This window comes from Micromonospora sp. NPDC005257, assembly GCF_042872445.1.
In the GTDB taxonomy this organism is placed as follows: domain Bacteria; phylum Actinomycetota; class Actinomycetes; order Mycobacteriales; family Micromonosporaceae; genus Micromonospora.
In genome coordinates this window covers 1-23,323 of sequence record NZ_JBIAKL010000020.1, presented here as the reverse complement: position 1 = coordinate 23,323, position 23,323 = coordinate 1, and the positions used below count along the sequence as shown (strand labels likewise).

At 73.6% G+C, this 23,323-nt stretch carries 18 protein-coding genes; 4 read left to right on the top strand and 14 right to left on the bottom strand.

Annotated elements, in window-relative coordinates; translation table 11 throughout:
- Position 1: 1 nt before the first annotated feature.
- Positions 2-1,615, top strand: coding sequence for a metallophosphoesterase (locus ACFYO8_RS28675; RefSeq protein WP_355094423.1), 1,614 nt, complete (start codon positions 2-4; stop codon positions 1,613-1,615).
- 515 nt (positions 1,616-2,130) lie between these two features.
- Here the strand turns inward: ACFYO8_RS28675 and ACFYO8_RS28670 are convergent.
- The 7 genes from ACFYO8_RS28670 to ligA form a co-directional block, all read right to left on the bottom strand.
- The gene (locus tag ACFYO8_RS28670; RefSeq protein WP_354865950.1) at positions 2,131-4,488 is read right to left on the bottom strand and encodes a pyruvate dehydrogenase; all 2,358 of its coding nucleotides are present in this window, start codon (positions 4,486-4,488) and stop codon (positions 2,131-2,133) included.
- A gap of 96 nt (positions 4,489-4,584) precedes the next feature.
- Positions 4,585-6,078 carry an Asp-tRNA(Asn)/Glu-tRNA(Gln) amidotransferase subunit GatB gene (gatB, locus tag ACFYO8_RS28665; RefSeq protein ID WP_355015004.1) on the bottom strand — a complete coding sequence of 498 codons (1,494 nt, stop codon included), beginning with the start codon at positions 6,076-6,078 and terminating at the stop codon, positions 4,585-4,587.
- A 123-nt stretch (positions 6,079-6,201) separates the two neighbouring features.
- Positions 6,202-7,356, bottom strand: a complete 1,155-nt coding sequence (locus ACFYO8_RS28660; RefSeq protein WP_387187373.1) for a putative Ig domain-containing protein — start codon at positions 7,354-7,356, stop codon at positions 6,202-6,204.
- Positions 7,357-7,612: 256 nt separating this feature from the next.
- A complete protein-coding gene (gatA, locus tag ACFYO8_RS28655) occupies positions 7,613-9,088 on the bottom strand; it encodes an Asp-tRNA(Asn)/Glu-tRNA(Gln) amidotransferase subunit GatA (RefSeq protein ID WP_355015002.1) in 1,476 nt (491 codons plus the stop codon).
- Positions 9,085-9,390, bottom strand: a complete 306-nt coding sequence (gene gatC / locus ACFYO8_RS28650; protein ID WP_355015001.1) for an Asp-tRNA(Asn)/Glu-tRNA(Gln) amidotransferase subunit GatC — start codon at positions 9,388-9,390, stop codon at positions 9,085-9,087. Before gatC ends, gatA begins: the two co-directional genes overlap by 4 nt.
- A gap of 105 nt (positions 9,391-9,495) precedes the next feature.
- Positions 9,496-12,096: a bifunctional diguanylate cyclase/phosphodiesterase gene (locus tag ACFYO8_RS28645; protein ID WP_354865960.1), complete on the bottom strand. Its 2,601-nt coding sequence runs from the start codon at positions 12,094-12,096 to the stop codon at positions 9,496-9,498.
- A 152-nt stretch (positions 12,097-12,248) separates the two neighbouring features.
- Positions 12,249-14,384 carry an NAD-dependent DNA ligase LigA gene (gene ligA, locus ACFYO8_RS28640; protein ID WP_354865962.1) on the bottom strand — a complete coding sequence of 712 codons (2,136 nt, stop codon included), beginning with the start codon at positions 14,382-14,384 and terminating at the stop codon, positions 12,249-12,251.
- A gap of 201 nt (positions 14,385-14,585) precedes the next feature.
- On the opposite strand from ligA, the gene ACFYO8_RS28635 reads away from it, so the two are divergent.
- Positions 14,586-15,131, top strand: coding sequence for a type II toxin-antitoxin system PemK/MazF family toxin (locus ACFYO8_RS28635; protein WP_355015000.1), 546 nt, complete (start codon positions 14,586-14,588; stop codon positions 15,129-15,131).
- A 12-nt stretch (positions 15,132-15,143) separates the two neighbouring features.
- Here ACFYO8_RS28635 and ACFYO8_RS28630 read toward each other — a convergent pair whose 3' ends face one another.
- From ACFYO8_RS28630 to ACFYO8_RS28600, 7 genes are all read right to left on the bottom strand, one after another.
- A complete protein-coding gene (locus ACFYO8_RS28630) occupies positions 15,144-16,196 on the bottom strand; it encodes an ADP-ribosylglycohydrolase family protein (protein WP_354865966.1) in 1,053 nt (350 codons plus the stop codon).
- Positions 16,197-16,222: 26 nt separating this feature from the next.
- Positions 16,223-16,591 (bottom strand): VOC family protein, encoded by a 369-nt coding sequence (locus ACFYO8_RS28625; protein ID WP_216932406.1) that lies wholly within the window; start codon positions 16,589-16,591, stop codon positions 16,223-16,225.
- 36 nt (positions 16,592-16,627) lie between these two features.
- The gene (locus ACFYO8_RS28620) at positions 16,628-17,632 is read right to left on the bottom strand and encodes a methionine synthase (RefSeq protein ID WP_354865968.1); all 1,005 of its coding nucleotides are present in this window, start codon (positions 17,630-17,632) and stop codon (positions 16,628-16,630) included.
- Between the two features lie 30 nt (positions 17,633-17,662).
- Complete coding sequence (mnmA, locus tag ACFYO8_RS28615; protein WP_354865970.1) at positions 17,663-18,739, bottom strand: tRNA 2-thiouridine(34) synthase MnmA; 1,077 nt, start codon at positions 18,737-18,739, stop codon at positions 17,663-17,665.
- A gap of 37 nt (positions 18,740-18,776) precedes the next feature.
- Positions 18,777-19,952 (bottom strand): cysteine desulfurase family protein, encoded by a 1,176-nt coding sequence (locus tag ACFYO8_RS28610; protein WP_354865972.1) that lies wholly within the window; start codon positions 19,950-19,952, stop codon positions 18,777-18,779.
- A 98-nt stretch (positions 19,953-20,050) separates the two neighbouring features.
- A complete protein-coding gene (locus tag ACFYO8_RS28605; protein WP_354865974.1) occupies positions 20,051-20,722 on the bottom strand; it encodes a class F sortase in 672 nt (223 codons plus the stop codon).
- The gene (locus ACFYO8_RS28600) at positions 20,719-21,552 is read right to left on the bottom strand and encodes a DUF4397 domain-containing protein (protein WP_354865976.1); all 834 of its coding nucleotides are present in this window, start codon (positions 21,550-21,552) and stop codon (positions 20,719-20,721) included. The genes ACFYO8_RS28605 and ACFYO8_RS28600 overlap by 4 nt, the downstream gene beginning before the upstream one ends.
- Positions 21,553-21,791: 239 nt before the next feature.
- Between ACFYO8_RS28600 and ACFYO8_RS28595 the strand changes: the two genes are divergently transcribed.
- Complete coding sequence (locus ACFYO8_RS28595; RefSeq protein WP_354865978.1) at positions 21,792-22,397, top strand: sigma-70 family RNA polymerase sigma factor; 606 nt, start codon at positions 21,792-21,794, stop codon at positions 22,395-22,397.
- Positions 22,351-23,130, top strand: coding sequence for an anti-sigma factor (locus ACFYO8_RS28590; protein WP_354865980.1), 780 nt, complete (start codon positions 22,351-22,353; stop codon positions 23,128-23,130). Before ACFYO8_RS28595 ends, ACFYO8_RS28590 begins: the two co-directional genes overlap by 47 nt.
- The last annotated feature ends 193 nt before the right edge of the window (positions 23,131-23,323 follow it).

Sequence of the window (23,323 nt, the reverse complement as noted above, 5' to 3'; positions counted from 1 at the left end):
CATGGACGGCCACGAGAACGAACCGCGCCGCACCGGGGACGAGACGTCTCCGGTGCGCGGGCGCGTCCGCCGTGCGGCGGGGTGGCGGCCCGGTCACCGGCTGCGCCGGCTGGGTATCGTGCTGGCTCTGCTCGCGGTCACGCTCGGCGGCATCGTGATCGGCACGTACGCGGGCGGCCACGTCGGCACCGACATCGGCCCGTTCCGGGCCGAGCTGAAGCTCAGTCCGTCGCTGAGCGGCGGCACCACCGTCGACATCCCTCCGCTGGGCGCGCTGCTGCTGGACAGTCACGACGGCCCGGCGTACCTGACCGTCGAGGTGGGCTCGCTGGACCAGGGGCGCACCGAGGCGCTCATCGACGACCCGGCCAGCATCAGCCGGGCCAGCCAGTCGGCGGTCCAGGACGTCCGCGACGGCGTGATACGGCTCGGGCTGCGTACGCTCGCCTCGGCGGTGCTGGCCACGCTGATCCTGGCGGCGCTCGTCTTCCGGGACGTCCGGCGTACCGCGTGGGCCGGCGGCATGGCGCTCGTCGTGACCGCCGGCAGCCTCGGGATGGCCGCGAGCACCCTGCGCCCGCAGGCCATCGAGGAGCCCCGGTACGAGGGCCTGCTCGTCAACGCGCCCGCGATCGTCGGTGACGCGCGGCGGATCGCCAACGACTACACCAAGTACGCCGAGCAGCTCCAGCGGCTGGTCGGCAACGTCAGCAAGCTCTACACGACCGTCTCGGCGCTGCCGGTGGTGCAGCCGTCGCCCGGCACCACCCGGGTGCTGCACGTGTCGGACATCCACCTCAACCCGACCGGCTGGCAGTTGATCCGGACCGTGGTCGAGCAGTTCGGCATCGACGTGGTGGTCGACACCGGCGACATGACCGACTGGGGCAGCGAGCCGGAGGCGTCGTTCGTCGGCTCGATCGGCCTGCTCAAGAAGCCGTACGTGTTCATCCGCGGCAACCACGACTCGCCGCGTACCGCCGCCGCGGTGGCGCAGCAGCCGAACGCGATCGTGTTGAACAACTCGGTCACCACCGTCGGCGGGCTGACCATCGCCGGCGTCGGCGACCCCCGCTTCACCCCGGACAAGGAGACCTCACCGGCCGGGAGCGGCCTCACCTCGGCCGTGGCCGACCAGGTGATCGGCACCGGCGAACAGCTCGCCGCCACGATCGAGAAGTCGCCGCGCAAGGTCGACATCGCGCTCATCCACGACCCCGCCTCGGCCGGCCCGCTCTCCGGCGTCTGCCCGCTCGTGCTCTCCGGGCACACCCACTCCCGGCAGGTGTCGAAGCTGCCGCAGGTGGACGGCAAGCAGCCGACCACGCTGATGGTGCAGGGCTCGACCGGCGGGGCCGGGCTGCGGGGCCTGGAGGGCGAGAAGCCGACCCCGCTGACCATGACGGTGCTCTACTTCGACCAGCAGAAGCTGCTCCAGGCGTACGACGACATCACCGTGGGCGGCACCGGGCAGTCGCAGGTCAACCTGGAGCGGCACGTCATCCGCGACCCGGCAAAGGGCGACCAGGTGCCGGTCACCCCGACCCCGACCCGCGGCCCCTCCGAGTCGCCGTCGCCGGGTACGACCACCCTGAGCCCCACCCCCACGAGCTGACCGTCCCGCTTTCTCGCCTGCCTTCGCGGTCAGACCCGAACGCTCTGCCGCACTGACACCGGTTACTCCACGTCATGAAGGCGTCCGGCACGGGAATGCACTGCCGCCGACTTTGCTCTGCACCCACCGGCGCAGCAGGCACCGAGAGTAACCGCCTGGGTGGGTGCAGAGCAGCGGCACACCCACTCGGCCCCAGCTCGGAGCTGTGCTGCGGATATGGCTGCAGAGCAAAGGGGCCGAGGGGTGATCCCTTGGATGGCCAGAGGCGGTTACTCCCCGCAACCAAGCCAGCCGTAACTTTCCGTAAGAACGACCGCCTACCGCACCACCCGGATCAGCAGGATGCGGCCCGCCGTGCCGGAGTCGAGCCAGGAGAGCGGGAGGGCATGAGGCGGATCAGCCGAGCGGGTGAGGCACGCTCGAAGGCCGGACCTCCACCGCGAGGGCCCGGGGCCGCCCGGGATGTCCGGCCGGCCCCCCGTGGCGGGGTGCGGTCAGCGCAACGGACGCGCGGCTCAGCGCAGCGCGATCGCGGCCAGCGCGGCGTTGACGATGCTGCCGGGCAGCAGGTCGTGCAGCTCGTACAGCTCCCGGACGCTGCCGGACTGGCCGAACTCGTCCACGCCGAGCGGCACCGCCGGTGCGCCGACCGCCGAGCCCAGCCAGGCCATCGCGTGCGAGGCCGCGTCGTGCACGGTGACCACCGGCACCCGGTCGGCGAACGCCGACCGCAGCGCGCCCGGGACGCTCGGCACGGTAGCGGTCCGCACACCCTGGCGCAGCGTCCGCTGCCACGCCCGGTAGAGCCGGTCCAGGCTGGTCACGTCGACGACGTGGGCGGCCACGCCCTCCTCCGCCAGCTCCGCGGCGGCGGCCAGGACCTCCGGCAGCACCGCGCCGGAGGCGGCGAGCTGCACGACCGGGGCGTCCGCCAGATCGGGGTACGCCTGGTGCGCGTCGACGAGCCGGTACGCGCCGGCCACCACCTGCCGCCGCAGCACCGCGTCCCCGAGCCGCGCCCGCGCCGCCTCGAACGGCGCCTGGTCGATCGGCCGGGTGCTGAGCCGGAAGTAGTACGCCCCGTCCTCGGCCGGCGCGGCGGTCGCGGCCGGAGCGGCGCCACCGGCGATCTGCCCGAGCGCGTCACAGAGCAGCCAGTCGAGGCTGCCGGCGTACGCGGGCTCCAGGAACGTCACCCCCGGCAGCTCCAGGCCGACCGAGGCGGTGATGGTGGACTGGTGCGCCCCGCCCTCCGGGGCCAGCGTGATGCCGGACGGGGTGCCGGCCACCACGAACCGGGAACCGGAGTACGTACCGTAGAGGAACGCGTCCAGACCGCGCAGCACGAACGGGTCGTAGACGGTGCCCACCGGTAGCAGCGGCTGGCCGGACAGGTCCCACGACAGTCCGAGCTGGCCCAGCAGCAGGAAGAGGTTCATCTCCGAGATGCCCAGCTCGATGTGCTGCCCGGCGGGGCTCTCGGTCCAGCGCAGCATCCGGTCCTCGGTCCAGGAACGCTGCTCGGTCGGCGCGAAGACGCCCGTCTTGTTGATGAACCCGGCCAGGTTGGTCGAGGTGGCCACGTCCGGCGCGGTGGTCACCAGGTAGGGCGCCACCTGCGGATCGCGGGCCAGGTCGACCAGCACCCGTCCGAAGGCCTCCTGGGTGGAGACCGGCTTGTTCGCGCGTACCCTCGTGGTCTCCGGAACGGTGACGCCCAGCGCACGCTCGCGCGGCGGGCGGGACAGCGCCTCCCGGCGCTCGCCGGCCCGGATGCCGGCCGGGGACGCCGGGTCGAGGCGGTCCCACTCGGTCTCCGGCGTCAGGCCGTGCGCGGCACGCAGCGCGTCGATCTGCTCGGTGGTGAGCAGCGCCGAGTGGTTGCGCGGGTTGCCGGCGATGGGCAGGCCCCAGCCCTTGACCGTGTACGCGAACACGACGCTGGGCCGGTCGGCGACCGCGTCGCACTGGGCGTACGCGTCGAGCATGGCCTGCGCGTCGTGCCCGCCCAGGTCGGTGACGAGCGGGCCCAGCTCGTCGTCGCCGATGTCGGCGACGAACGCGGCCACCTCGGCCGGGGCGCCGTCCAGGAACTGCTTGCGCAGCGCGGGGCCAGCCAGGCCGAACAGCGACTGGTACTGCTCGTTGGGCATCCGGTCGATCCAGTCGCGCAGCGCCGCGCCGCCCGGCCGGGCGTACGCCTCGGCGAGCTTCCGGCCGTACTTGACCTCCACGACGTGCCAGCCGGCCGCCTCGAACTGGCCGCGCCACTGGTTGATCCGGATGCCGGGGACCACCCGGTCCAGCGACTGGCGGTTGAAGTCGACCAGCCACATCACGTTGCCGAGCCCGGTGGTGGCCGGGTCGGCGACCGCCTCCCAGATGTTGCCCTCGTCCAGTTCGGCGTCGCCGATGAGGGCGACGAACCGGGAGTGCGGACGCGGACCGAAGTGCGCGTCGACGTAGCGGCGGGTGACGGCGGCGAACAGCGGCGCGGCGGCGCCCAGGCCGACCGAGCCGGTGGAGAAGTCCACCTCGTCCGGGTCCTTGGTCCGCGACGGGTACGACTGGAGCCCGCCGCGTGCCCGCAGCTTCGGCAGGTACGACCGGTCGAGGTTGCCGAGCAGGTACTGGATGGCGTGGAACACCGGCGAGGCGTGCGGCTTCACCGCGACCCGGTCCTCGGCGTCCAGGTGCTGGAACCAGAGCGCGGTCATCGCGGTCACCAACGAGGCGCTCGACGCCTGGTGGCCGCCGACCTTCACCCCGTCACCGGTGTCGCGGTCGTGGTTGGCCGCGTCGACGATGCGGGTGGCGAGCCAGAGCACCCGGCGCTGGATCTCGTCGAGGACGTCGAGGTCGTGCTGGTTCACGGTGACTCCATCCGGGCGTCGCCGTTGACGCCCTCTGCGGGGTGAGGAGCGGACGAAGGGCCCCTCCCCTGCCGGGAAAGGGCCCACACGACCGGGTCAGGCGCCGAGACGCGCCAGGATCAGCTCGCGGACCGTCTTCGCGTCCGCCTGGCCGCGGGTGGTCTTCATGACCGCGCCGACGAGCGCACCCGCCGCCGCGACCTTGCCGCTGCGGATCTTGTCGGCGACGTCCGGGTTGGCGGCGATCGCCTCGTCCACGGCGGCGGTGAGCGCGCCGGTGTCCGAGACGACCTCCAGGTTGCGGTTGGTCATGATCTCGGTCGGCGAGCCCTCGCCGGCAACCACGCCCTCCAGCACGGCACGGGCCAGTTTGTCGTTGAGCTTGCCGGCGTCGACCAGGCCCTGAAGCTCGGCGACCTGGGCCGGGGTGGCGCCCACGTCAGCCAGGTCCACGCCGGTCTCGTTGGCGCGGCGGGACAGCTCGCCCAGCCACCACTTACGGGCCGCGGCCGGGGTCGCGCCGGCGGCCACCGTCGCCTCGATCAGCTCGACCGCGCCCGCGTTCACCACCGACTGCATGTCGAGGTCGGACAGGCCCCAGTCCTGCTGGATCCGCTTGCGGCGCAGGCGCGGCAGCTCCGGCAGGGCGGCCTTCAGCTCGGCCACCCACGCGGTGTCCGGGGCGAGCGGCACCAGGTCCGGCTCCGGGAAGTAGCGGTAGTCGGTGGCGGTCTCCTTGGACCGGCCGGACGTGGTGTCGCCGGTGTCCTCGTGGAAGTGCCGGGTCTCCTGCGTGATCCGGCCGCCGGCCTCCAGCACCGACGCCTGGCGCAGCATCTCCGAGCGCACCGCCCGCTCGACCGAGCGCAGCGAGTTGACGTTCTTCGTCTCGGTGCGGGTGCCCCACTCCTCACCCGGACGGTTCAGCGACGTGTTGACGTCGCAGCGCAGCGAGCCCTCCTCCATCCGCACGTCGGAGACGCCGAGCGAGCGGACCACGTCGCGCAGCTCGGCGACGTACGCGCGGGCGACCTCGGGCGCGAGCGCGCCGGTGCCGGGGATCGGCTTGGTGACGATCTCCACCAGCGGGATGCCGGCCCGGTTGTAGTCGACGAGCGACTCGGTGGCACCGTGGATGCGACCGGTGGCGCCACCGACGTGCAGCGTCTTGCCGGTGTCCTCCTCCAGGTGCACCCGCTCGATGCCGATACGCACCAGCTCGCCGTTCACCTCGACGTCCAGGTAGCCGTCGAAGCACAGCGGCTCGTCGTACTGGCTGATCTGGAAGTTCTTCGGCATGTCCGGGTAGAAGTAGTTCTTCCGGGCGAACCGGCACCATTCGGCGATGGAGCAGTTCAGCGCCAGCCCGATCCGGATGGTCGCCTCGATGGCGGCCTTGTTCGCCACCGGCAGCGAGCCGGGCAGGCCGAGGCAGACCGGGCAGACCCGGGTGTTCGGCTCGCCGCCGAAGTCGGTCGGGCAGCCGCACCACATCTTGGTGTTCGTGCCCAGCTCGACGTGGGTCTCCAGGCCGATCACCGGTTCGAAGCGCGCGACGACCTCGTCGTACGCGGGCAGTGTCGTCGTCATCTGAGCTCCAGGCGCGATCCGGACAGAACCGTTCCAGACTAATCGGCTGGCCCGGCCGGCCCGCTGCCGGGCTTCGAGATCACCGCGCAGGGCCCGCCACGAGGAGCGGGCCCAGGCCGGGTGTCACTCGGGTGTGGTGAAGGTCCGCCGGCGGTTGTACGCCAGCACGAGCAGGATGCCGCCGACGGAGAAGGTCACGACGCTCAGCAGCAGCAGGACGAGCGGTGAACCCGGCCCGGTGATCGGCAGCCAGGCGCCGCTCACCTTCGACGGCGAGGGCGCCGGCTGGGGCGCCGTGGTGTTGCTCTCCGACGGCGTGGCGGCCGGATCGTCCGGCGTCGGCGTAACAGTCGGGTCGGCCGGGGTGGCCGTGGCCGTCGGGTCGGCCGGGGTCGCCGTGGGAGTGCCCGGGGTCCGGGCGACGACGGTCAGCGACACCTGCTTCGTGGCGCTGGTGCTGTGCCCCTTCGCCGCGACGGTGAAGGTGAACGTGCCGGCGCTGCCCGGCGTGCCGCTGAGCTTGCCCTTCTCGTCGAGGGTGAGACCGTCCGGCAGGGCCCCGGCGGCCAGGGAGAAGACGATGTCCGAGTCGCCGTCGGCGGTGAACCGGAAGGAGTACGGCTTGCCGACGGTGGCGGCGGGCGGTTCGCCGGAGGTGAAGGCGGTCGCGGCCACGGCGACGACGATCGTGGCGTCCTGCTCGTCGAAGAGGTCGTTCTTGTCGGTCATCCGCAGCGTGAAGGTGTACGTGCCGGCTGCGGTCGGCGCGCCCCCGAGCGACGTACCCACCACCAGCATCCCCGGCGGCAGGCTGCCCGAGGTCACCGACAACCCGTACGGCCCGGTGCCACCTGTCGCCTCGACCGTGTGGATCGCGTACACCCGGCCGAGGTACATGGGCGACCGGGGCTTGCCCGACGTGATGACGACCTTCGGCTGGCGTACCTCGATCGTCGCCGTCTGCTCGTCGAAGAGGCCGTTCTGGTCCGTCATCCGCAGCGTGAACGTGTACGAGCCCGGCGTGGTCGGCGCGCCCCCGAGCGACGTACCCACCACCAGCATCCCCGGCGGCAGGCTGCCCGAGGTCACCGACAACCCGTACGGCCCGGTGCCACCTGTGGCCTCGACGGTGTGGATCGCGTACGTCTGCCCGATGTACATGACCGACCGGGGCTTGCCCGAGGCGATGGTGACGGTCTCGGTGGCGGCGGTGGCCGGTTGCGCGGCGGCCGGCTGGGCGGCGCCCAGCAGCAGCGCGACGGCCATCGTCAGGGCCATGACCGGGCGAAGTGTCCCCATCGCACATCCAGTCTCGATCGGAGCCGCTCGCATCCGCCAGCGGACCACAGTCCAGTCGATCCAGCAGCCTCGGAGCTTATTCGACCAGCGCCAGTGACAGGTGACAATCCGCTGTTCGGTGATCACGGTGTCGCCGCGACGACAGCCGCGCCCGGCGCGGTCGTGGTGACCGCACCGGGCGCGGGACGTTTCCCGGTACGGAGACAGGCGGGCGGCCCGTCTCCGTACCCCTGCTTCAGAGCGCCGGCGGGGTGAGCGTGCCGACGGCGTTCTCCAGCGCGGCGGCGACCCGGTACATCCGGTCGTCGGCCATGGTCGGCGCCATGATCTGGAAACCGACCGGGAGCCCGTCGGACAGGCCGCACGGCACCGAGATGGCCGGGCCGCCGTAGAGGTTCGTCGGGATGGTGAACAGGTCGGCCAGGTACATCTGGTACGGGTCGGCGGTGCGCGACCCGATCGGGAACGCCACGAACGGCGTGGTCGGCGAGATCAGCGCGTCGACCTGCTCGAACGCGCTGGTGAAGTCCCGCGTGATCAGGGTGCGGACCTTCTGCGCCTGCCCGTAGTAGGCGTCGTAGTAGCCCGAGGAGAGCGCGTACGTGCCGATCATGATGCGGCGCTTGACCTCGGGGCCGAAACCGGCCTCGCGGGTCAGCGACATGACCTCCTCCAGCGACCGGTTGCCGTCGTCGCCGACCCGCAGGCCGAACCGGACGCCGTCGAACCGGGCCAGGTTGGAGGAGCACTCGCTCGGCGCGATCAGGTAGTACGCCGGCAGCGCGTACTTGAAGTGCGGGCAGGAGATCTCGACGATCTCCGCGCCCAGCTTCGCCAGCGCCTCGGCCGCGTCACGGAACGCCGCCATCACGCCCGGCTCCGCGCCCTCACCGGTGAACTCGGTGACCACGCCGAGCTTGACGCCGGCCAGGTCGCCGGTGGCGCCGAGCCGCGCGGCGGCCACCACGTCCGGCACCGGGGCCGGGATCGAGGTGGAGTCGCGCGGGTCGTGACCGCCGATCACCTGGTGCAGCAACGCGGCGTCGAGCACCGTACGCGCGCACGGGCCGGGCGTGTCCAGCGACGAGGAGAACGCGACCAGTCCGTAGCGGGAGGTGCCGCCGTAGGTGGGCTTCGCGCCCACGGTGCCGGTGACCGCGCCGGGCTGGCGGATCGAGCCGCCGGTGTCCGAGCCGATCGACAGCGGCGCCTCGTACGCGGCCAGCGCCGCCGCGCTGCCACCGCCGGAGCCACCCGGAATGCGCTCCAGGTCCCACGGGTTACGGGTCGGCCCGTACGCGGAGTATTCGGTGGAGGAGCCCATGGCGAACTCGTCCATGTTCGTCTTGCCGAGCATCACCGTACCGGCGGCGCGCAGCCGCTCGACGATCGTCGAGTCGTACGGCGGGCGCCAGCCCTCCAGGATCTTCGACCCGACTGTGGTCGGCACGCCCTTGGTGGTGAGCACGTCCTTGACCGCGACCGGCACACCGGCGAGCGGGCCCAGTTCCTCACCGGCGGCGCGACGCTCGTCCACGGACCGCGCGGCGGCCAGCGCCCCCTCGGTGTCGACGTGCAGGAACGCGTGCACCCGGTCGTCGACGGCGCCGATCCGGTCCAGGTGCGCCTGGGTGACCTCGACGGCAGAGGTCTCGCCGCTCGCCACCAGCCCGGCGATCTCGACGGCGCTCAGCTTCGTAAAGTCGGTCACGATGCCACATCCTCGTCCAGGATCCGCGGGACGCGGAACCGCTGCTCCTCGGCGTCGGGGGCGCCCGCCAGCGCCTCCTGCGGGGTCAGGCCCGGCCGCACCACGTCCTCGCGGAGCACGTTCGTCAGCGGCAGGGAGTGGGACGTCGGCGGGATGTCCGCCGCGGCTACCTCGCCGACCTGCGCGACCGACTTGAGGATCACGTCCAGCTGGCCGGCGAAGGTGTCCAGTTCCTCCTCCGTGACGGCGAGCCGCGACAGTCGCGCGAGGTGCGCGACCTCCTCGCGGGAGATGGCGGCCATCAGTGCCCCCTTCGTGGCTGTCCTGAGACGTCTGCGGTGGGCCGGCCGCGCGTGCGGGCGTGCTCGATGACGCGCGGTGACCGGAGCGAGTCTATTGTCCCGCCGTCACGACGACGCCTTCGACTCCCCCTCCGACGCCGGAGCTCCACGGCCGCCCGCCTCGGCCGGGCGCACCGGGCGGTAGCGGGACAGCCAGGCGACCAGGTCCCCGGCCGGCATCGGCCGGGCGTGGAACCAGCCCTGCGCCACGTCGCACCCGGCGGCGTGCAGCAGCCGCCAGGTGCGCTCGTCCTCCACGCCCTCGGCCACCACCCGCAGCCCGAGCGCCCCGGCCAGCTCGATCATCGAGCGGACGATCGCCGCGTCGTCCGGGTCCTCGGCCATTCCGAGGACGAACGAGCGGTCCACCTTCACCTCGGACAGCGGGAGCCGGCGCAGGTGCTGCAGCGACGAGTAGCCGGTGCCGAAGTCGTCCAGCGCGATGCCGACGCCGATCCGGTGCAACTGCGTGATGCTGGCGAGCACCCGCCGCGGGTCGGCCATCAGCGCGCCCTCGGTGATCTCCACCTGGAGCCGCTGCGGCGGCACGCCGTACCGGGTCAGCCGATCGGCGATCTGGTCGGCGATCTCGCCGGTGTGCAGGTCGCGGACGCTGACGTTGAGCGCGGCACGCAGCGTGAGCCCGGCCGCCGACCACTTGGCGAGCTGCTCCACCACGTCGTCCACCACGCGGCGGGTCAGCAGCCGCATCACCGCGCTCTGCTCGGCGACCTGGATCAGCTCGCCCGGGTCGACCATGCCCCGGCGCGGGTGCCGCCAGCGCAGCAGCGCCTCGACGCCCACCACCTCGCCGGTGGCGATGGCGATCTGTGGCTGGTAGTACATGGTGATCTCGCCCGGGTGCCCGGCCTGCTCCTCCGGCCAGACGGCGGCGCTCCCGTCTGCGGTCGGCCCGATGACGCCCGGCGCACCGGCGCTGACGGCTACCTGCGCGTCGTGCGCGGCGGCGGTCCCGTCGGCACGGTCCGGCGCGGCGGTCCCATCGGCACGGTCCGGCGCGGCTTCCCCGCCACCGGCCACGAACGGCGTGACCACCGCCCCGGCGGCGCCACCGGGAGCGGCCCGGCGGCGGATCGGATCGGCGCCGGTGAGGATGCGCTCGATCAGGTCGTCGTCGGGCCGCTCCTGCGCACGGTCCCGGCGGCGCCGCAGCCACCGGCTCGACCCGTCGCCGGACCGTCCCCCGCCCGCCCGCCCGCCGCCCTGGCCTCCGTCGCGCGCCGGGCGCTGGTTGCGCGACGGCCGCTCGGCCCGCGCCGGGCGCACACCCGACATCGCCGGCTCCAGCGCCGCGCCGTCACCCCCGCGTACGCCCACCGTCTCCCCGTCCGACGCGGACGGGCCGGACTCCAGCACCCGGCGCAGGTCGGCCAGCAGGCTCAGCCGCTCGGCCGAGTTGTGGTCGGACTCCGGCGCATAGACCGCCACCGTGTCGTTGCGGTGCTTCGCGTCGTACATGGCCACGTCGGCGTGGCGCATCAGGGTGGCGAAGTCCTCGCCGTGGTCGGGGTAGAGCGCGATGCCGATGGCGCCGCCCACGTCCAGCGGCAGCCCGTCCAGCGGCACCGGCTCGGCGAGCGCGGCGACCACCCGGTCGGCCCGCTCGCGCGCCTGGTCGATGTCGGTGAGCCGGGGCACCACGATGGCGAACTCGTCGCCGCCGAGCCGCGCCACCATGTCGCCGCCGCCGATCGCGCCCATCAGCCGGGCGCTCACCTCGACCAGGAGGCGGTCCCCCACCGCGTGCCCGAGCGCGTCGTTCACGTGCTTGAACCGGTCGAGGTCGAGCAGCAGCAGCGCCAGGTGCGCGTCCGGCGCGCCCCGAGCGGCCCGCTCGCCGTGCAGGTGCACCTGCTCGGCCACCTCGGTCAGCAGCGCCTTGCGGTTGGGCAGCCCGGTGAGCGGGTCCACGTCGGCGAGCTGTTCCCGTTCGTCGGAGAGCCGGGCCATCCGGTAGACCGCGAACAGCGGCACCAGCACCAGCGGGATCAGCGCCGCGCTGGCCCGGGCGGCGGCAACCAGGACCGGGGCGAGCAGCAGCAGCGAACCGGTGGCCAGCAGCTCGTAGGCCAGGCCGCTGCGGAAGCTCGGCCACCACCGGTCCCCGAAGCGCAGCCGGACCGCGGAGCTGACCAGCCCGTAGTTGACCACGAACCAGGCCACCGTCGCGCCGCCCACCGCCGCCACGTCGGTCCAGCGCAGCCGGCCGTCGTCGAACAGCTCGCCCGGACCGAACCAGGTGACGGCGTACGCGGCGGCGAGCGCGCACGCGTACTGGGCGGCGTTGAAGCCGGTGCGCCAGGGGGCGTACCCGAGTCGCCAGCCGCTGACCGCGACCGCCACGGCCTGCACCGCGACGGCCGGACCGAGGCCCCAGCCGAGCAGGATCGCGAAGGTGAAGCAGGTCGACGGGAACACCGCCGAGGTCTGCCGCCGGCCGGGCGGGACGAACGGGCGGGCGTCGCAGGCGACGGCGAGCGCCGCCATTGTCCAGAAGGCCGCCGGCAGCTCCGTCAGCCGATCGGCGAGCGTGACGAGCGGCCCGGCCGAGACCAGCAGCGCGACCGCGCCGATCGCGCCGACGAAACCGAAGAACGGCCCGCTCCGCCCGGTCGGGACGGAGTTACGCGGGTCGCCGGTCTCCATCGCACCTCCCGGGGGAACGTCTTGGCGCGCGCCGTCACGCGTCGTACGCCAATGAAACGCCCTCCGAGGCGGTTTCCCCGACACGACAGCCACGAATCGGTTCTAGTCGTAATTAACTTGGTATGCGCCGCACGGTCGCCGTGACCAGCCCGTCAGCCCTCCACCCGGGCGACCTCGCGGGCGGCGTCGGGGCCGGCGTCCAGCAGGACGCGGAAGCCGTCCTCGTCGAGGACCGGCAGTTTCAGGGTGGCGGCCTTGTCGGCCTTGGAGCCGGGGTTGTCGCCGACCACCACGAAACCGGTCTTCTTGGAGACCGAACCGGTCACCTTGCCGCCCTGGGCCTGGATCGCCTCGGCCGCCTGGTCGCGGCTGAACCCACTCAACGTGCCGGTGACCACCACCGTGACGCCGTCGAGTGGTCGCGGCCCCTCGTCGGCGGCCTCCTCGGCCATCCGTACGCCCGCCTCGGCCCACTTGCGCACCACTTCGCGGTGCCAGTCGACGGCGAACCACTCCTTCAGGCTGGCCGCGATCGTCGGGCCGACGCCGTCCACGGAGGACAGTTCCTCCTCGCCCGCGGTCTCGATCGCGGCGATGGAGCGGAAGTGCCGGGCGAGCGCCTGCGCGGCGGTCGGGCCGACGTGCCGGATGGAGAGCGCCACCAGCACCCGCCACAGGTCGCGTTCCTTGGCCTCGGCGAGGTTGTCGAGCAGCTTGGTGGCGTTGCTGCCGAGGCTGCCGTCCTTGTTGACGAAGAACGGCGACCGGCTCAACTGCTCGGCGTCGAGCTGGAACAGGTCGCCCTCGTTGGTGATGATCTCGGCGTCCAGCAGCGCCGCCGCGCCCTTCTCGCCGAGCACCTCGATGTCGAGCACCTTGCGGCTGGCCAGGTAGAAGACCCGCTCGCGGATCTGCCCCGGACAGGCCCGCCCGTTGGGGCAGCGGATGTCGACGTCGCTCTCCTTGGCCGGCGCGAGCGGTGTCCCGCAGGCCGGGCAGGTGGTCGGCATGACGAACGGGCGGGCGTCGGCCGGACGCAGCTCGACCACCGGGCCGAGCACCTCGGGGATCACGTCGCCGGCCTTGCGCAGCACCACCGTGTCGCCGATGAGCACGCCCTTGCGCTCGACCTCACGGGCGTTGTGCAGGGTCGCCAGCGCGACTGTGGAACCGGCCACCCGGACCGGTTCGAGGACGGCGAACGGGGTGACCCGGCCGGTGCGCCCGACGTTGACGTCGATGTCGAGCAGCTTGGTGTTGACCTCCTCGGGCGGGTATTTGAAGGCGATCGCCCAGCGGGGCGCCCGGCTGGTCGAACCGAGGCGGCCCTGAATGGAGACCGGGTCGACCTTCACCACCACGCCGTCGATCTCGTGCTCGACCTCGTGCCGGTGCCTGCCGTAGTAGGCGATGTATTCCGCCACTCCGGCCAGGTCGTCCACCACCTTCCACCTGTCACTGGTGGGCAGCCCCCACGCCTTGAGCGCGGCGTACGACTCGGACTGCGCGGCCGGCCGGTAGCCGGTGCGGGCGCCGATGCCGTGCACCACCAGGCGCAGCGGGCGGGAGGCGGTCACCCGTGGGTCCTTCTGCCGCAGGCTGCCGGCGGCGGCGTTACGCGGGTTGGCGAACGGCGCCTTGCCCTGCTCGACCAGGCTCGCGTTCAGGTCGGCGAACGCGGCCACCGGGAAGTAGATCTCGCCGCGCACCTCCAGGAGCTCCGGCACGTCGGGGAAGTCACCGGCCGGGGTCAGCCGGGCCGGCACGCCCTTGATGCTGCGCACGTTGGCGGTGACGTCCTCGCCGGTGCGGCCGTCACCCCGGGTGGCGGCGCGCACCAGCCGGCCCTTCTCGTAGGTCAGGTTGATGGCGAGCCCGTCGACCTTCAGCTCGCACAGATAGGGCACCGGGCCGCCCGCGTCGCGCTCGACCCGCTCGGCCCAGGCGGTCAGCTCCTCGTCGGCGAAGGCGTTGTCGAGCGAGAGCATCCGCTCGGCGTGGGCGACCGGAGTGAAGTCGGTGGAGAAGGTGCCGCCGACCCGCTGGGTGGGCGAGTCGGGGGTGCGCAGCGCCGGGTATTCCGCCTCCAGCGCCTCCAGCTCCCGCAGCTGCCTGTCGAACTCCGCGTCGGTGACGGTAGGCGCGTCCAGCACGTAGTAGCGGTATTGGTGCTCGGTCAGCTCCTGGCTCAGCGTGGCGTGCCGCTCCCGCGCAGCCGGGGTCGGCTCGGCCCCGGCCGCCGCCTCCTGGGCCGCGTCGGCCGCCGTGGGAACCGCTTCTTCGGACACGCCGTCACCTTCGGACACCGCTGTCGACCTCCCGTGTCGGTGCTACCCGAGAACCGTAGCGGTCGGGGGTGACAGTCGTCCGGCCACCCGCGCCGAGCAGGGCGGACCGGCACCCGTCGCGCCACCCGGGCGGGTCGGCCCCGGCCGTGCGACGATCGCGTCGGCGGCACTGGGCGACAACGGTCGGGAGGCGGGCGGCGGATGCGCGACGGGGTGATCTGGGCGCTGGTGATCGCGGCCTGCGTCGCGGCCGGCTGGCTGTGGAACGAGTGGCGCCGCCGGTCGGCCGAACGCGCCGCCGGCACGCGCGACCGCACCGACGGGCGGCGCCCGGGCAGTGGCCGCGGCAGCCGGGCCGGCGGCGGGCCACGGGGTGGCCGCACCGCAGCACCGCCGAGGCCGCGGGGTGCCGGGCGGACCGGCCGGGACGAGCCCCGGCCCGGGGAGATCTGGTGGGCCGACGTGCCCTACGCCGACGGAACCGGTTCGAAGGTGCGCCCCTGTCTGGTGCTGCGGGTCGACGGCCAGGACGCCGAGGTGCTGAAGATCACCAGCCAGGACAAGTCGGACCGGGACGACCACCTGCCGATCCCGACCCGGGACTGGGATCCGGACGCCGACCACGACAGCTACCTGGACGTCAGCGAGCCGATCCCGGTGCCGCTGAGCGCGTTCGCCGACCGGGCCGGCACCTGTGACCCGGCCCTGTGGCGTGGTGTCCGGCGGCTGAGCCACCCGACCGGCTGAGCGCGGGCGGCGTCACCCCTCGTCGCGGGATGCGGCGCCGCTCGCCTCCCCGTCGAACGCGGCGGCGAGCGCGGTGAGCTGGCCCGCGTACTCGATCCGGCCGGCCCATCCGGCGGGCCAGGCGGCCATGCCGTACGCGGCACCGACAAGCGCGCCGGCCAGCGCGGCGATGGAGTCCGAGTCACCGGCGGTGGTGGCGCCCCGGGCCAGCGCGCCGACCGGGTCGTCGGCGTGGCGTAGCGCGCAGAGCAGCGCGGTGGCCAGCGCCTCCTCGGCGATCCAGCCCTCGCCGGTGAGCCGGCACAGGTCGCCGCCGTCGTCCGGGCGGGCCAGCGCCGCCTCCAGCCGGCTTAGCACGTGCAGGCAGTCGTCCCAGCCCCGGGCGACGAACTCGGCCGCGCTGCTCTGGCCGGGGCGCTGCCACAGGTCACCGAGCCAGTCGTCCCGGTAGACGGTGCGCTGCTCCCGGGCCCGCTCGGTGAGCAGGCCCGGCAGCTCCGGCAGCGTCGCGCCGTCGCGCAGCAGCCGGACCGCGTACGCGGTCAGCTCGCTGGCCGCCAGCCCGGTCGGGTGGCCGTGGGTGAGGCCGGCCTGGAGCTGGGCCAGCCCGGCCATGGTGTCCAGGTCGACGTCGAGCAGCCCGACCGGGGTGACCCGCATGTTCGCGCCGCAGCCCTTCGAGCCCGCCACGGTGGCCTCCTGCCAGCGGGTGCCCCGGGCCAGCTCGGCGCAGGCCCGCAGGCAGGTCATGCCGGGTGCGCGGTTGTTCTCCGGGCTGACCGACCAGTCGACGAAGCGCTGCCGCAGCAGCGGCTCCACCGCCCCGACCGTGTACGCGGGCGCGTCGTGCAGCGCCCACGCCACGGCCAGCGCCATCTGGGTGTCGTCGGTGACCAGGGCCGGATCGCCGGTCAGCTCGCGCGGACCGGCCGGACCGTAGCGCCGGACGATCTCGGTGACGGTGAGGAACTCGGTCGGCTTGCCCAGGGCGTCGCCGTAGGCCAGGCCGAACAGCGAACCGGCGGCACGGCCGGTGGCGGTGGAGGCGGTCACGCTGGCGATCATGCCTCCGCCGCGCAAGTTGCGGAAGATCAGTCCCAGCAGAGGCAGAACGGGTGGCCGGCCGGGTCGGCGTAGACCCGGAAGCCCTCCCCCTCGCCCGGCAACCGCCGGGCGCCCAGCGCCAGCACCGCCTTCTCGGCCGCCTCGATGTCGTCGACTGTCACATCGAGGTGGAACTGCTGCGGCCGGGCCGGGTCGGGCCAGTCGGGGGCGCGCAGGCCCGGCGCCCGCTGGAAGGCCACCCGCGGCTGGTGCCCGGGCGGACCACCGAGCACCACCCACTCGTCGCCGTCGGAGTTCTCCTCCACCAGGGGCAGGCCGAGCAGCTCGGAGTAGAAGGCGGCGAGCGCGTGCGGATCGGGGCAGTCGATCACTGTGGAACGCAGTCGTCCAATCATGCCGGTCATGGTGCCCGGCGGGTACGACGGAAAACGTCAGTCCTCGGCGAGCCGCCGGCCGGCGTCGCGGCAGGCGGTGAGCACCGCGCGGGCGTACTCCGGGGTGGCGCCGGCCAGGCCGCACGCGGGGGTGACCACCACCTGCTCGGCCAGCCGGCGGCGGGGGAAGCCGAGCCGGTCCCAGACCCGCAGGACCCGGTCGGCGACCTCGGCCGACGTGGGCGCCCGGCCGGAGGCCGGCGGCAGCGTCGGCGCGGCGCCGGCCAGCAGCCCGAGGCCCGCGTCGATCGCCTCGCCCAGCGGGTCGAGGTCCTTGACCAGCGACAGGTCCAGCGCGACGCCTGCCGCGCCGGCGGAGCGGATCAGCTCCAGCGGCACGTCCGGCGCGCAGCAGTGCACGAGCGCCGGTACGCCGGCCGCCTCGATCACGTCGCGCAGCAGCGCCCGCGCCACCTCCGTCTCCACCGGACGGTGGGTGCCGAGGCCGCTCTCGGTGCGCACCCGGCCGGCCAGCACCTCCGGCAGCGATGGCTCGTCGAGTTGGAGCAGCACCGAGGCGCGGGGCAGCCGCCGGGTCACCGCCTCGACGTGCCCGCGCAGCCCTTCGCCGAGCGAGCCGGCAAGGTCGCGTACCGCGCCCGGGTCGCGCAGCATCCGGCCACCGATCGGCAGCTCCAGCGCGGCGGCCAGGGTGAACGGGCCGGCGGCCTGGACCTTCACCGGGCCGGCGTACTCCTCGGCCTGCTCGGCGAGCTGGTCGAGGTCGCGTTCCATCAGGTCACGGGCGCGGCGCAGATCCCGGCCCGGGCGCGGGGCGATCCGCCAGCGGGCGGCGTACAGCTCGATCGGCAGTTCGACGAGCAGGCCGCCGGTCCGGCCGACGAGGTCCGCGCCCGGTCCCCGGGCGGGCAGCTCGGGCAGGTGCGGGAGGGCGGGCAGCTCGCCGAGCACGATCCGCTGCGCCTCGGCGATGTCGGTGCCGGGCAGCGAACCGATCCCCGTCGCCGCACCGGTGGGCCAGGGCCATGCCTGCTCAGTCACTGCCGCAGCCTATCCGCTGCCGGTCCGTGGTCAGGCGGCGGTGATGGTGGCGGAGCCGAGGACCACGTCGCCGGCCGGATCCGGCCGGTAGGCCACTATCGCCTGGCCGGCGGCGACACCCCGGAGCGGGCGGCGCAACGACGCGCGCAGGCCGTCGGCGTCCACCTCGACGGCGGCCGGCACCACGTCACCGTGTGCCCGCAGCTGCACCTCGCACTCGACCGGCCCGTCCGGGCGCGGCCCGCCGGTCCACACCGGGCGGGTGGCGCGCACGTCGGAGACCTCCAGCGCCTCGGCCGGGCCGACCGTCACCGTGTTCGTGGTCGGGGTGATGGACAGGACGTAACGGGGCCGGCCGTCCGGCGCCGGGCGGTCCAGGTGCAGCCCACGCCGCTGCCCGACGGTGTACTGGTAGGCGCCGCTGTGGCTGCCCACCACCGCGCCGGTGAGCGCGTCCACCACCTGCCCCGGGGCCTCGCCGAGGCGCCCGGCGAGGAAGCCGCGGGTGTCGCCGTCGGCGATGAAGCAGATGTCGTGCGAGTCGGGCTTGTCGGCCACGGTGAGGCCGCGCCGGGCGGCCTCCGCGCGCACCTCGGCCTTCGTCGAGTCACCGAGTGGGAAGATCGACCGGTCGAGCTGCGCGCGGGTCAGCACCGCCAGCACGTACGACTGGTCCTTGGCCGCGTCGACGCTGCGCCGCAGCAGGCCGTCCGGGCCGAGCCGGGCGTGGTGGCCGGTCACCACCGCATCGAAACCCAGGGCCACGGCCCGGTCCAGCACCGCGGCAAACTTGATCTTCTCGTTGCAGCGAAGGCAGGGATTCGGAGTACGCCCGGCGGCGTACTCGGCCACGAAGTCGTCCACCACGTCCTCGTGGAACCGGTCGGCCATGTCCCAGACGTAGAACGGGATGCCGAGCACGTCGGCGGCCCGGCGGGCGTCCCGGGAGTCCTCCAGCGTGCAGCAGCCCCGGGCGCCGGTGCGGTACGTCTGCGGGTTGCGGGCCAGCGCGAGGTGCACGCCTGTCACGTCGTGCCCGGCCTCCACCGCCCGTGCCGCCGCGACGGCGGAGTCCACCCCGCCCGACATCGCCGCCAGAACCCTCACCGGCCCACTCCCCTCGTCCGCACCGAGCGTATCCGGGTCAGCGGGGCGTACGGAGAGCGGCCGCGCGGCGGGCCCGCTCCACCGCGCCGGGCAGCGCGGCGATCAGCGCGTCCACGTCCGCGCCGGTGCTCGTGTGCCCGAGCGTGAAGCGCAGCGAGGACCGGGCCCGGTCGTCGTCGGCGCCCATCGCCAGCAGCACGTGCGAGGGCTGGGCCACGCCGGCCGAGCAGGCCGAGCCGGTCGAGCAGGCGATGCCCTGGGCGTCCAGGAGCAGCAGCAGCGCGTCCCCCTCGCAGCCGGGGAAGGAGAAGTGCGCGTTTCCGGGGAGCCGGTCGGCCGGGTCACCGTTGAAGATCACCTCGGGGACCGCCTGGCGCACCCGCTCGACCAGCTCGTCGCGGAGCGCGGCGACGCGTGCGGCGTACTCCTGCTGGCCCTTCACCGCGGCCTCGACGGCGACCGCGAACGCGACGATGCCGGCCGTGTCGAGCGTCCCGGAGCGCACGTCGCGCTCCTGGCCGCCGCCGTGCAGCAGCGGCGTGGCCGCCACGTCGCGGGCCAGCAGCAGCGCGCCCACGCCGGTCGGCCCGCCGAGCTTGTGCCCGGTCACGGTGAGCGCCGACACGCCGGCTGCGGCGAATTCGACAGGCACCTGCCCGACCGCCTGGATGGCGTCGGTGTGGAACGGCACACCGTGCTCGGCGGCGACGGCGGCCAGCTCGGCCACCGGCTGGACGGTGCCCACCTCGTTGTTCGCCCACATGGCGGTGACCACCGCGACGCGATCGCCGTGCTCGGCCAGTTCGGCGCGCAGCCGTTCCGGATCGAGCCGGCCGGCCGCGTCGACCGGAAGCCGCCCGGCCTGCGCGCCCTCGTGGTCGACCAACCAGTCCACCGCGTCCAGTACGGCGTGGTGCTCGACCGCGCTGGAGACCACCCGGACCCGGTCGGCCCGGTCGGCGCGACGAGCCCAGAAGATGCCCTTCACGGCGAGGTTGTCGCTCTCCGTACCGCCGCCGGTGAAGATCACCTCGGAGGGGCGGGCACCCAGCACGGCCGCCACCCGCTCGCGGGACTCCTCCACCCGCCGCCGGGCCCGGCGACCTGCCGCATGCAGCGACGACGCGTTGCCGACGTCGCGGGCGACGGCGGCGTACGCCTCGAGTGCCTCGTCCAGCATCGGGGTCGTCGCCGCGTGATCAAGGTATGCCATCACGGTTCAGCCTAACGGCCCGCGGGCGCGCGGCCGGGGGCCGGACCGCCCCGTCCCACCCGGGGCGGTCCGGCCCGCTCACGCGGGAACCTCCATGATCATGCGGGAACAGCCGTGACCACGATGTTGTCCCGGTAGCTGCGGGTCTTCGCGTCGAACGGCCCGCCGCAGGTGATGAGCGTGAGGCGGGGCTTGCCGTCGCGGGCGAAGTACCGCTCCAGCGGGATCTTCGACTTCCGGTACTCCTCGCGGGCGACCACCCGGTATGCGCGCTCGCGGCCGTCCGAGCCGGTGGCGGTGAGCGTGTCCCCCTCGTCCAGCTCACGCAGCCGGAAGAACGCCCCCTTGCCCTGCTCGGCGCTGTCCACGTGCCCGGCGATCACCACCGAGCCGGCGCCGGCCTCCAGGCCCGGGCCGTACCGGTACCAGCCGACCCGGTCCACGCTGGGTGGCACCTCGAACTCGTCGGTGCGTTCGTTCACGCCCACCGGTTTGACGGTGGCGGTGACCCGGATCGGCGGGATGCTCAGCTTCACCGGCGGCACGATCTCGCCGCCGGCGGGCAGCGTGCCCGGGTTCACCGGGACCGAGCCGCCGCCGCTCGCCGAAGCGGCCGGTGTGGGCGTCGGCGTCGCGCTCGCCAGGGCGGCCACCTGGTCGCCGCCGACGTCCTCGGCGCTGTCGGATCCGCACGCCACCACACCCGCCAGGATGAGCGCGGCGGCGCCGGCGGCCATCGCCGCCAGCGCCCCGCGGTTGCGCACCGTCACCGGCGACCGGCCCGGGCGGTTGCCGCCACCCGCGCCGAGCCGCCGACCAGGAGCAGCACGCCGGCCCCGGCCAGCACGTACCACCAGGTGTCCACGCCGGTGTCGGCCTGGCCGCCGGTGCCGCTGGGCACGCCGCCCGGCGCCGAGTGCAGGCCGTTGATGGTCTGCGCGACCACGCTCAGGTTCTTGGCCTCGGCCGAGCCGATGGCGTAGACGATGGTGGCGGTGCCCTCCTTCAGGTTCAGGTCGGCCGGGCCGATGGCGACGGTGTCGGTGCCGGCGAGCACCACGTCCGCCTCGACCGAGCCGGCGGCCACGTCGGCCTTGGCCTCCTTCGGGTTGGTCAGGTTCTCAAAGACCGGCTTGCCGCCGGCCCGCACGTCGACGGCCGGGGCGGCGGCGGTGTGCCGGACGACCAGCCGGGCCTTGCCGGCGCCCACCTTGGACACGTCGTTGACGAACGGGGTGATCTGCGGCTTGCCGTCGGCGCTCAGGTGGGCGGCGAGGCTGATGTTGGCCCCGCCCGGCACCTCGGCGTCGTCCACCTTCAGGATCGCCTTGTCGATCGCCTCACCCGGCTTGGTCAGGGCGATGTCGTACTCCCCCTCGGGCAGGGTGAGCGGACCGGCGACGTCGCCGGGCTTGAAGTTGTTGAGCGTCTTCTCGCCGTTGACGTACACGTCGACCGGGGTGTCCGGGATGCCGTGGACCACGGAGACCTTCGACGAGGCGGCGTAGGCCGGGCTCATGGTGGCGGCGCCGACGCCGGCGAAGGTGAGGGCGGCCACCGCGCCGCCCGCGGCGACCCGACGGAACATCGCGTACTGCATTGTCTGCCTCCTGGTGGTTGATGCTGATTCGTCAGGCCTGGCTTGCAGAACGGGTTACGCCGGCTCCGTCATCCCCGGATGCACCCGGATCCGATTTCTTTTTCCCGTCTCCGGGCGCATCCGCCGGACCCTCCGGCGACGAAGGAGAGGTGACGAGGGTCGTGACGACACACCGGGAGGGTGGGGCGAGGGCTGTGAGAGTTACAGTCGGGCATGCCCCACGGAAGGCGAGCCGCCCGGTGACGGCGGCGAAGCAGGGCCCCGAACCGCCGGGCGAGGACGACCTCGCCGTCCGGTTCCGCGACGGCGACGAGGCCGCCCTGCGAGAGGCGTACGACAGGTTCGGCCGAGCGGTGCTGCACCTGGCCACCACGACGCTCGTGAACCGCAGCGACGCAGAGGACGTGACCCAGGCGACGTTCGTCGCCGCATGGCTGGGCCGGGAGACGTTCGACCCGGCGAAAGGCTCACTGGTCGGCTGGCTGCTCGGGATCGGGCGGCGCAAGGTGGTCGACCGGATCCGGGCCGCGGCCCGGGAGACCCGGGTGGTCGAGACGGTGAGGCAACTGCCCGAGCCGGTCTCCACCGGCCCCGACCCGGACACCGTGGTCGACCGGCTGGTGGTCGCCGACGAACTGGCCCGGCTCCCCGACGACCAGCGGCGGATGCTCGAACTGGCCTTCTACGACGACCTGACACACCAGCAGATCGCGGCCGTGACAGGAGTGCCGCTCGGCACGGTAAAGAGTCACATCAGACGCGGCATGCAGAGCCTGAAACGCAGATGGGAGGTGGACGGTGCAGCACCTGGACCACGACCGGCTGGTCTTTCTGGCGCTCGGTGAGAGCGAGGCGGCTGACGGTGAGACCACCCATCTGGACGCCTGCGACCACTGCCGGGGCGAGATGGAGACGCTCCAGCACGTCGCCGGGCTCGGCGCGGGCACCCAGGGCCTGGCCGACCTGCCAGACCCGCCGGAGCACATCTGGCAGGGCATCGTCGCCGAGATCCGGGCCGCCGAGGAGCTGCCGGCGCTGACCGAGCGGCGCCTGCCGCGCCCGGCCGACCCGGTGGAGCCGAGCGCCGTACCCGCCGTACCCGCCGCGGCACGTCGTTCGCGCCGGAACCGACGCTGGCCCGGGTGGGCGACCACCGCGGTCACCGCCACCGCCGCCGCGGTGATCGGCGTCGCCGGCACCGCCGCGGTGCTCGGCGGCGGCGGCGAGCAGGCCGATCCCCAGCCGCAGGTGGTGGCCAGCGCGCCGCTCGCGGCGTTCGGGGCGACGCCCAAGGACGCCGCCGGCGACGCCCGGGTGCTCGGCGACAACAGGTTGCATCTGCACGTGACGAATCTCCCGAGCGTTCCGGGGTACTACGAGGTCTGGCTGATCGATCCGAAGACGATGGAGATGCTCTCCGTGGGTACGCTGAGCAACGGTTCGGGGGACGCGCTCCTGCCGATCCCCCGCAACATCGACCTGCGCACCTACACCGTCGTCGACATCAGCGCGGAGCAGTACGACAACAACGCCCGTCACTCCGGCGACAGCCTGCTGAGGGGCACCCTGACGGGCTGATCGGCGGGCCGGCTCAGCTCCCCGGCCCGCCGATCAGCTCCCTGCGAGAAAAGGCCGCCGCCCGGATCACCGGGCGGCGGCCTTTTTTCACGCGACACTCACTTGCGCTTGCGGATCTCCTCGGCGGCCTGCGGGACGATCTTGAACAGGTCGCCGACCACGCCGTAGTCGGCCAGTTCGAAGATCGGCGCTT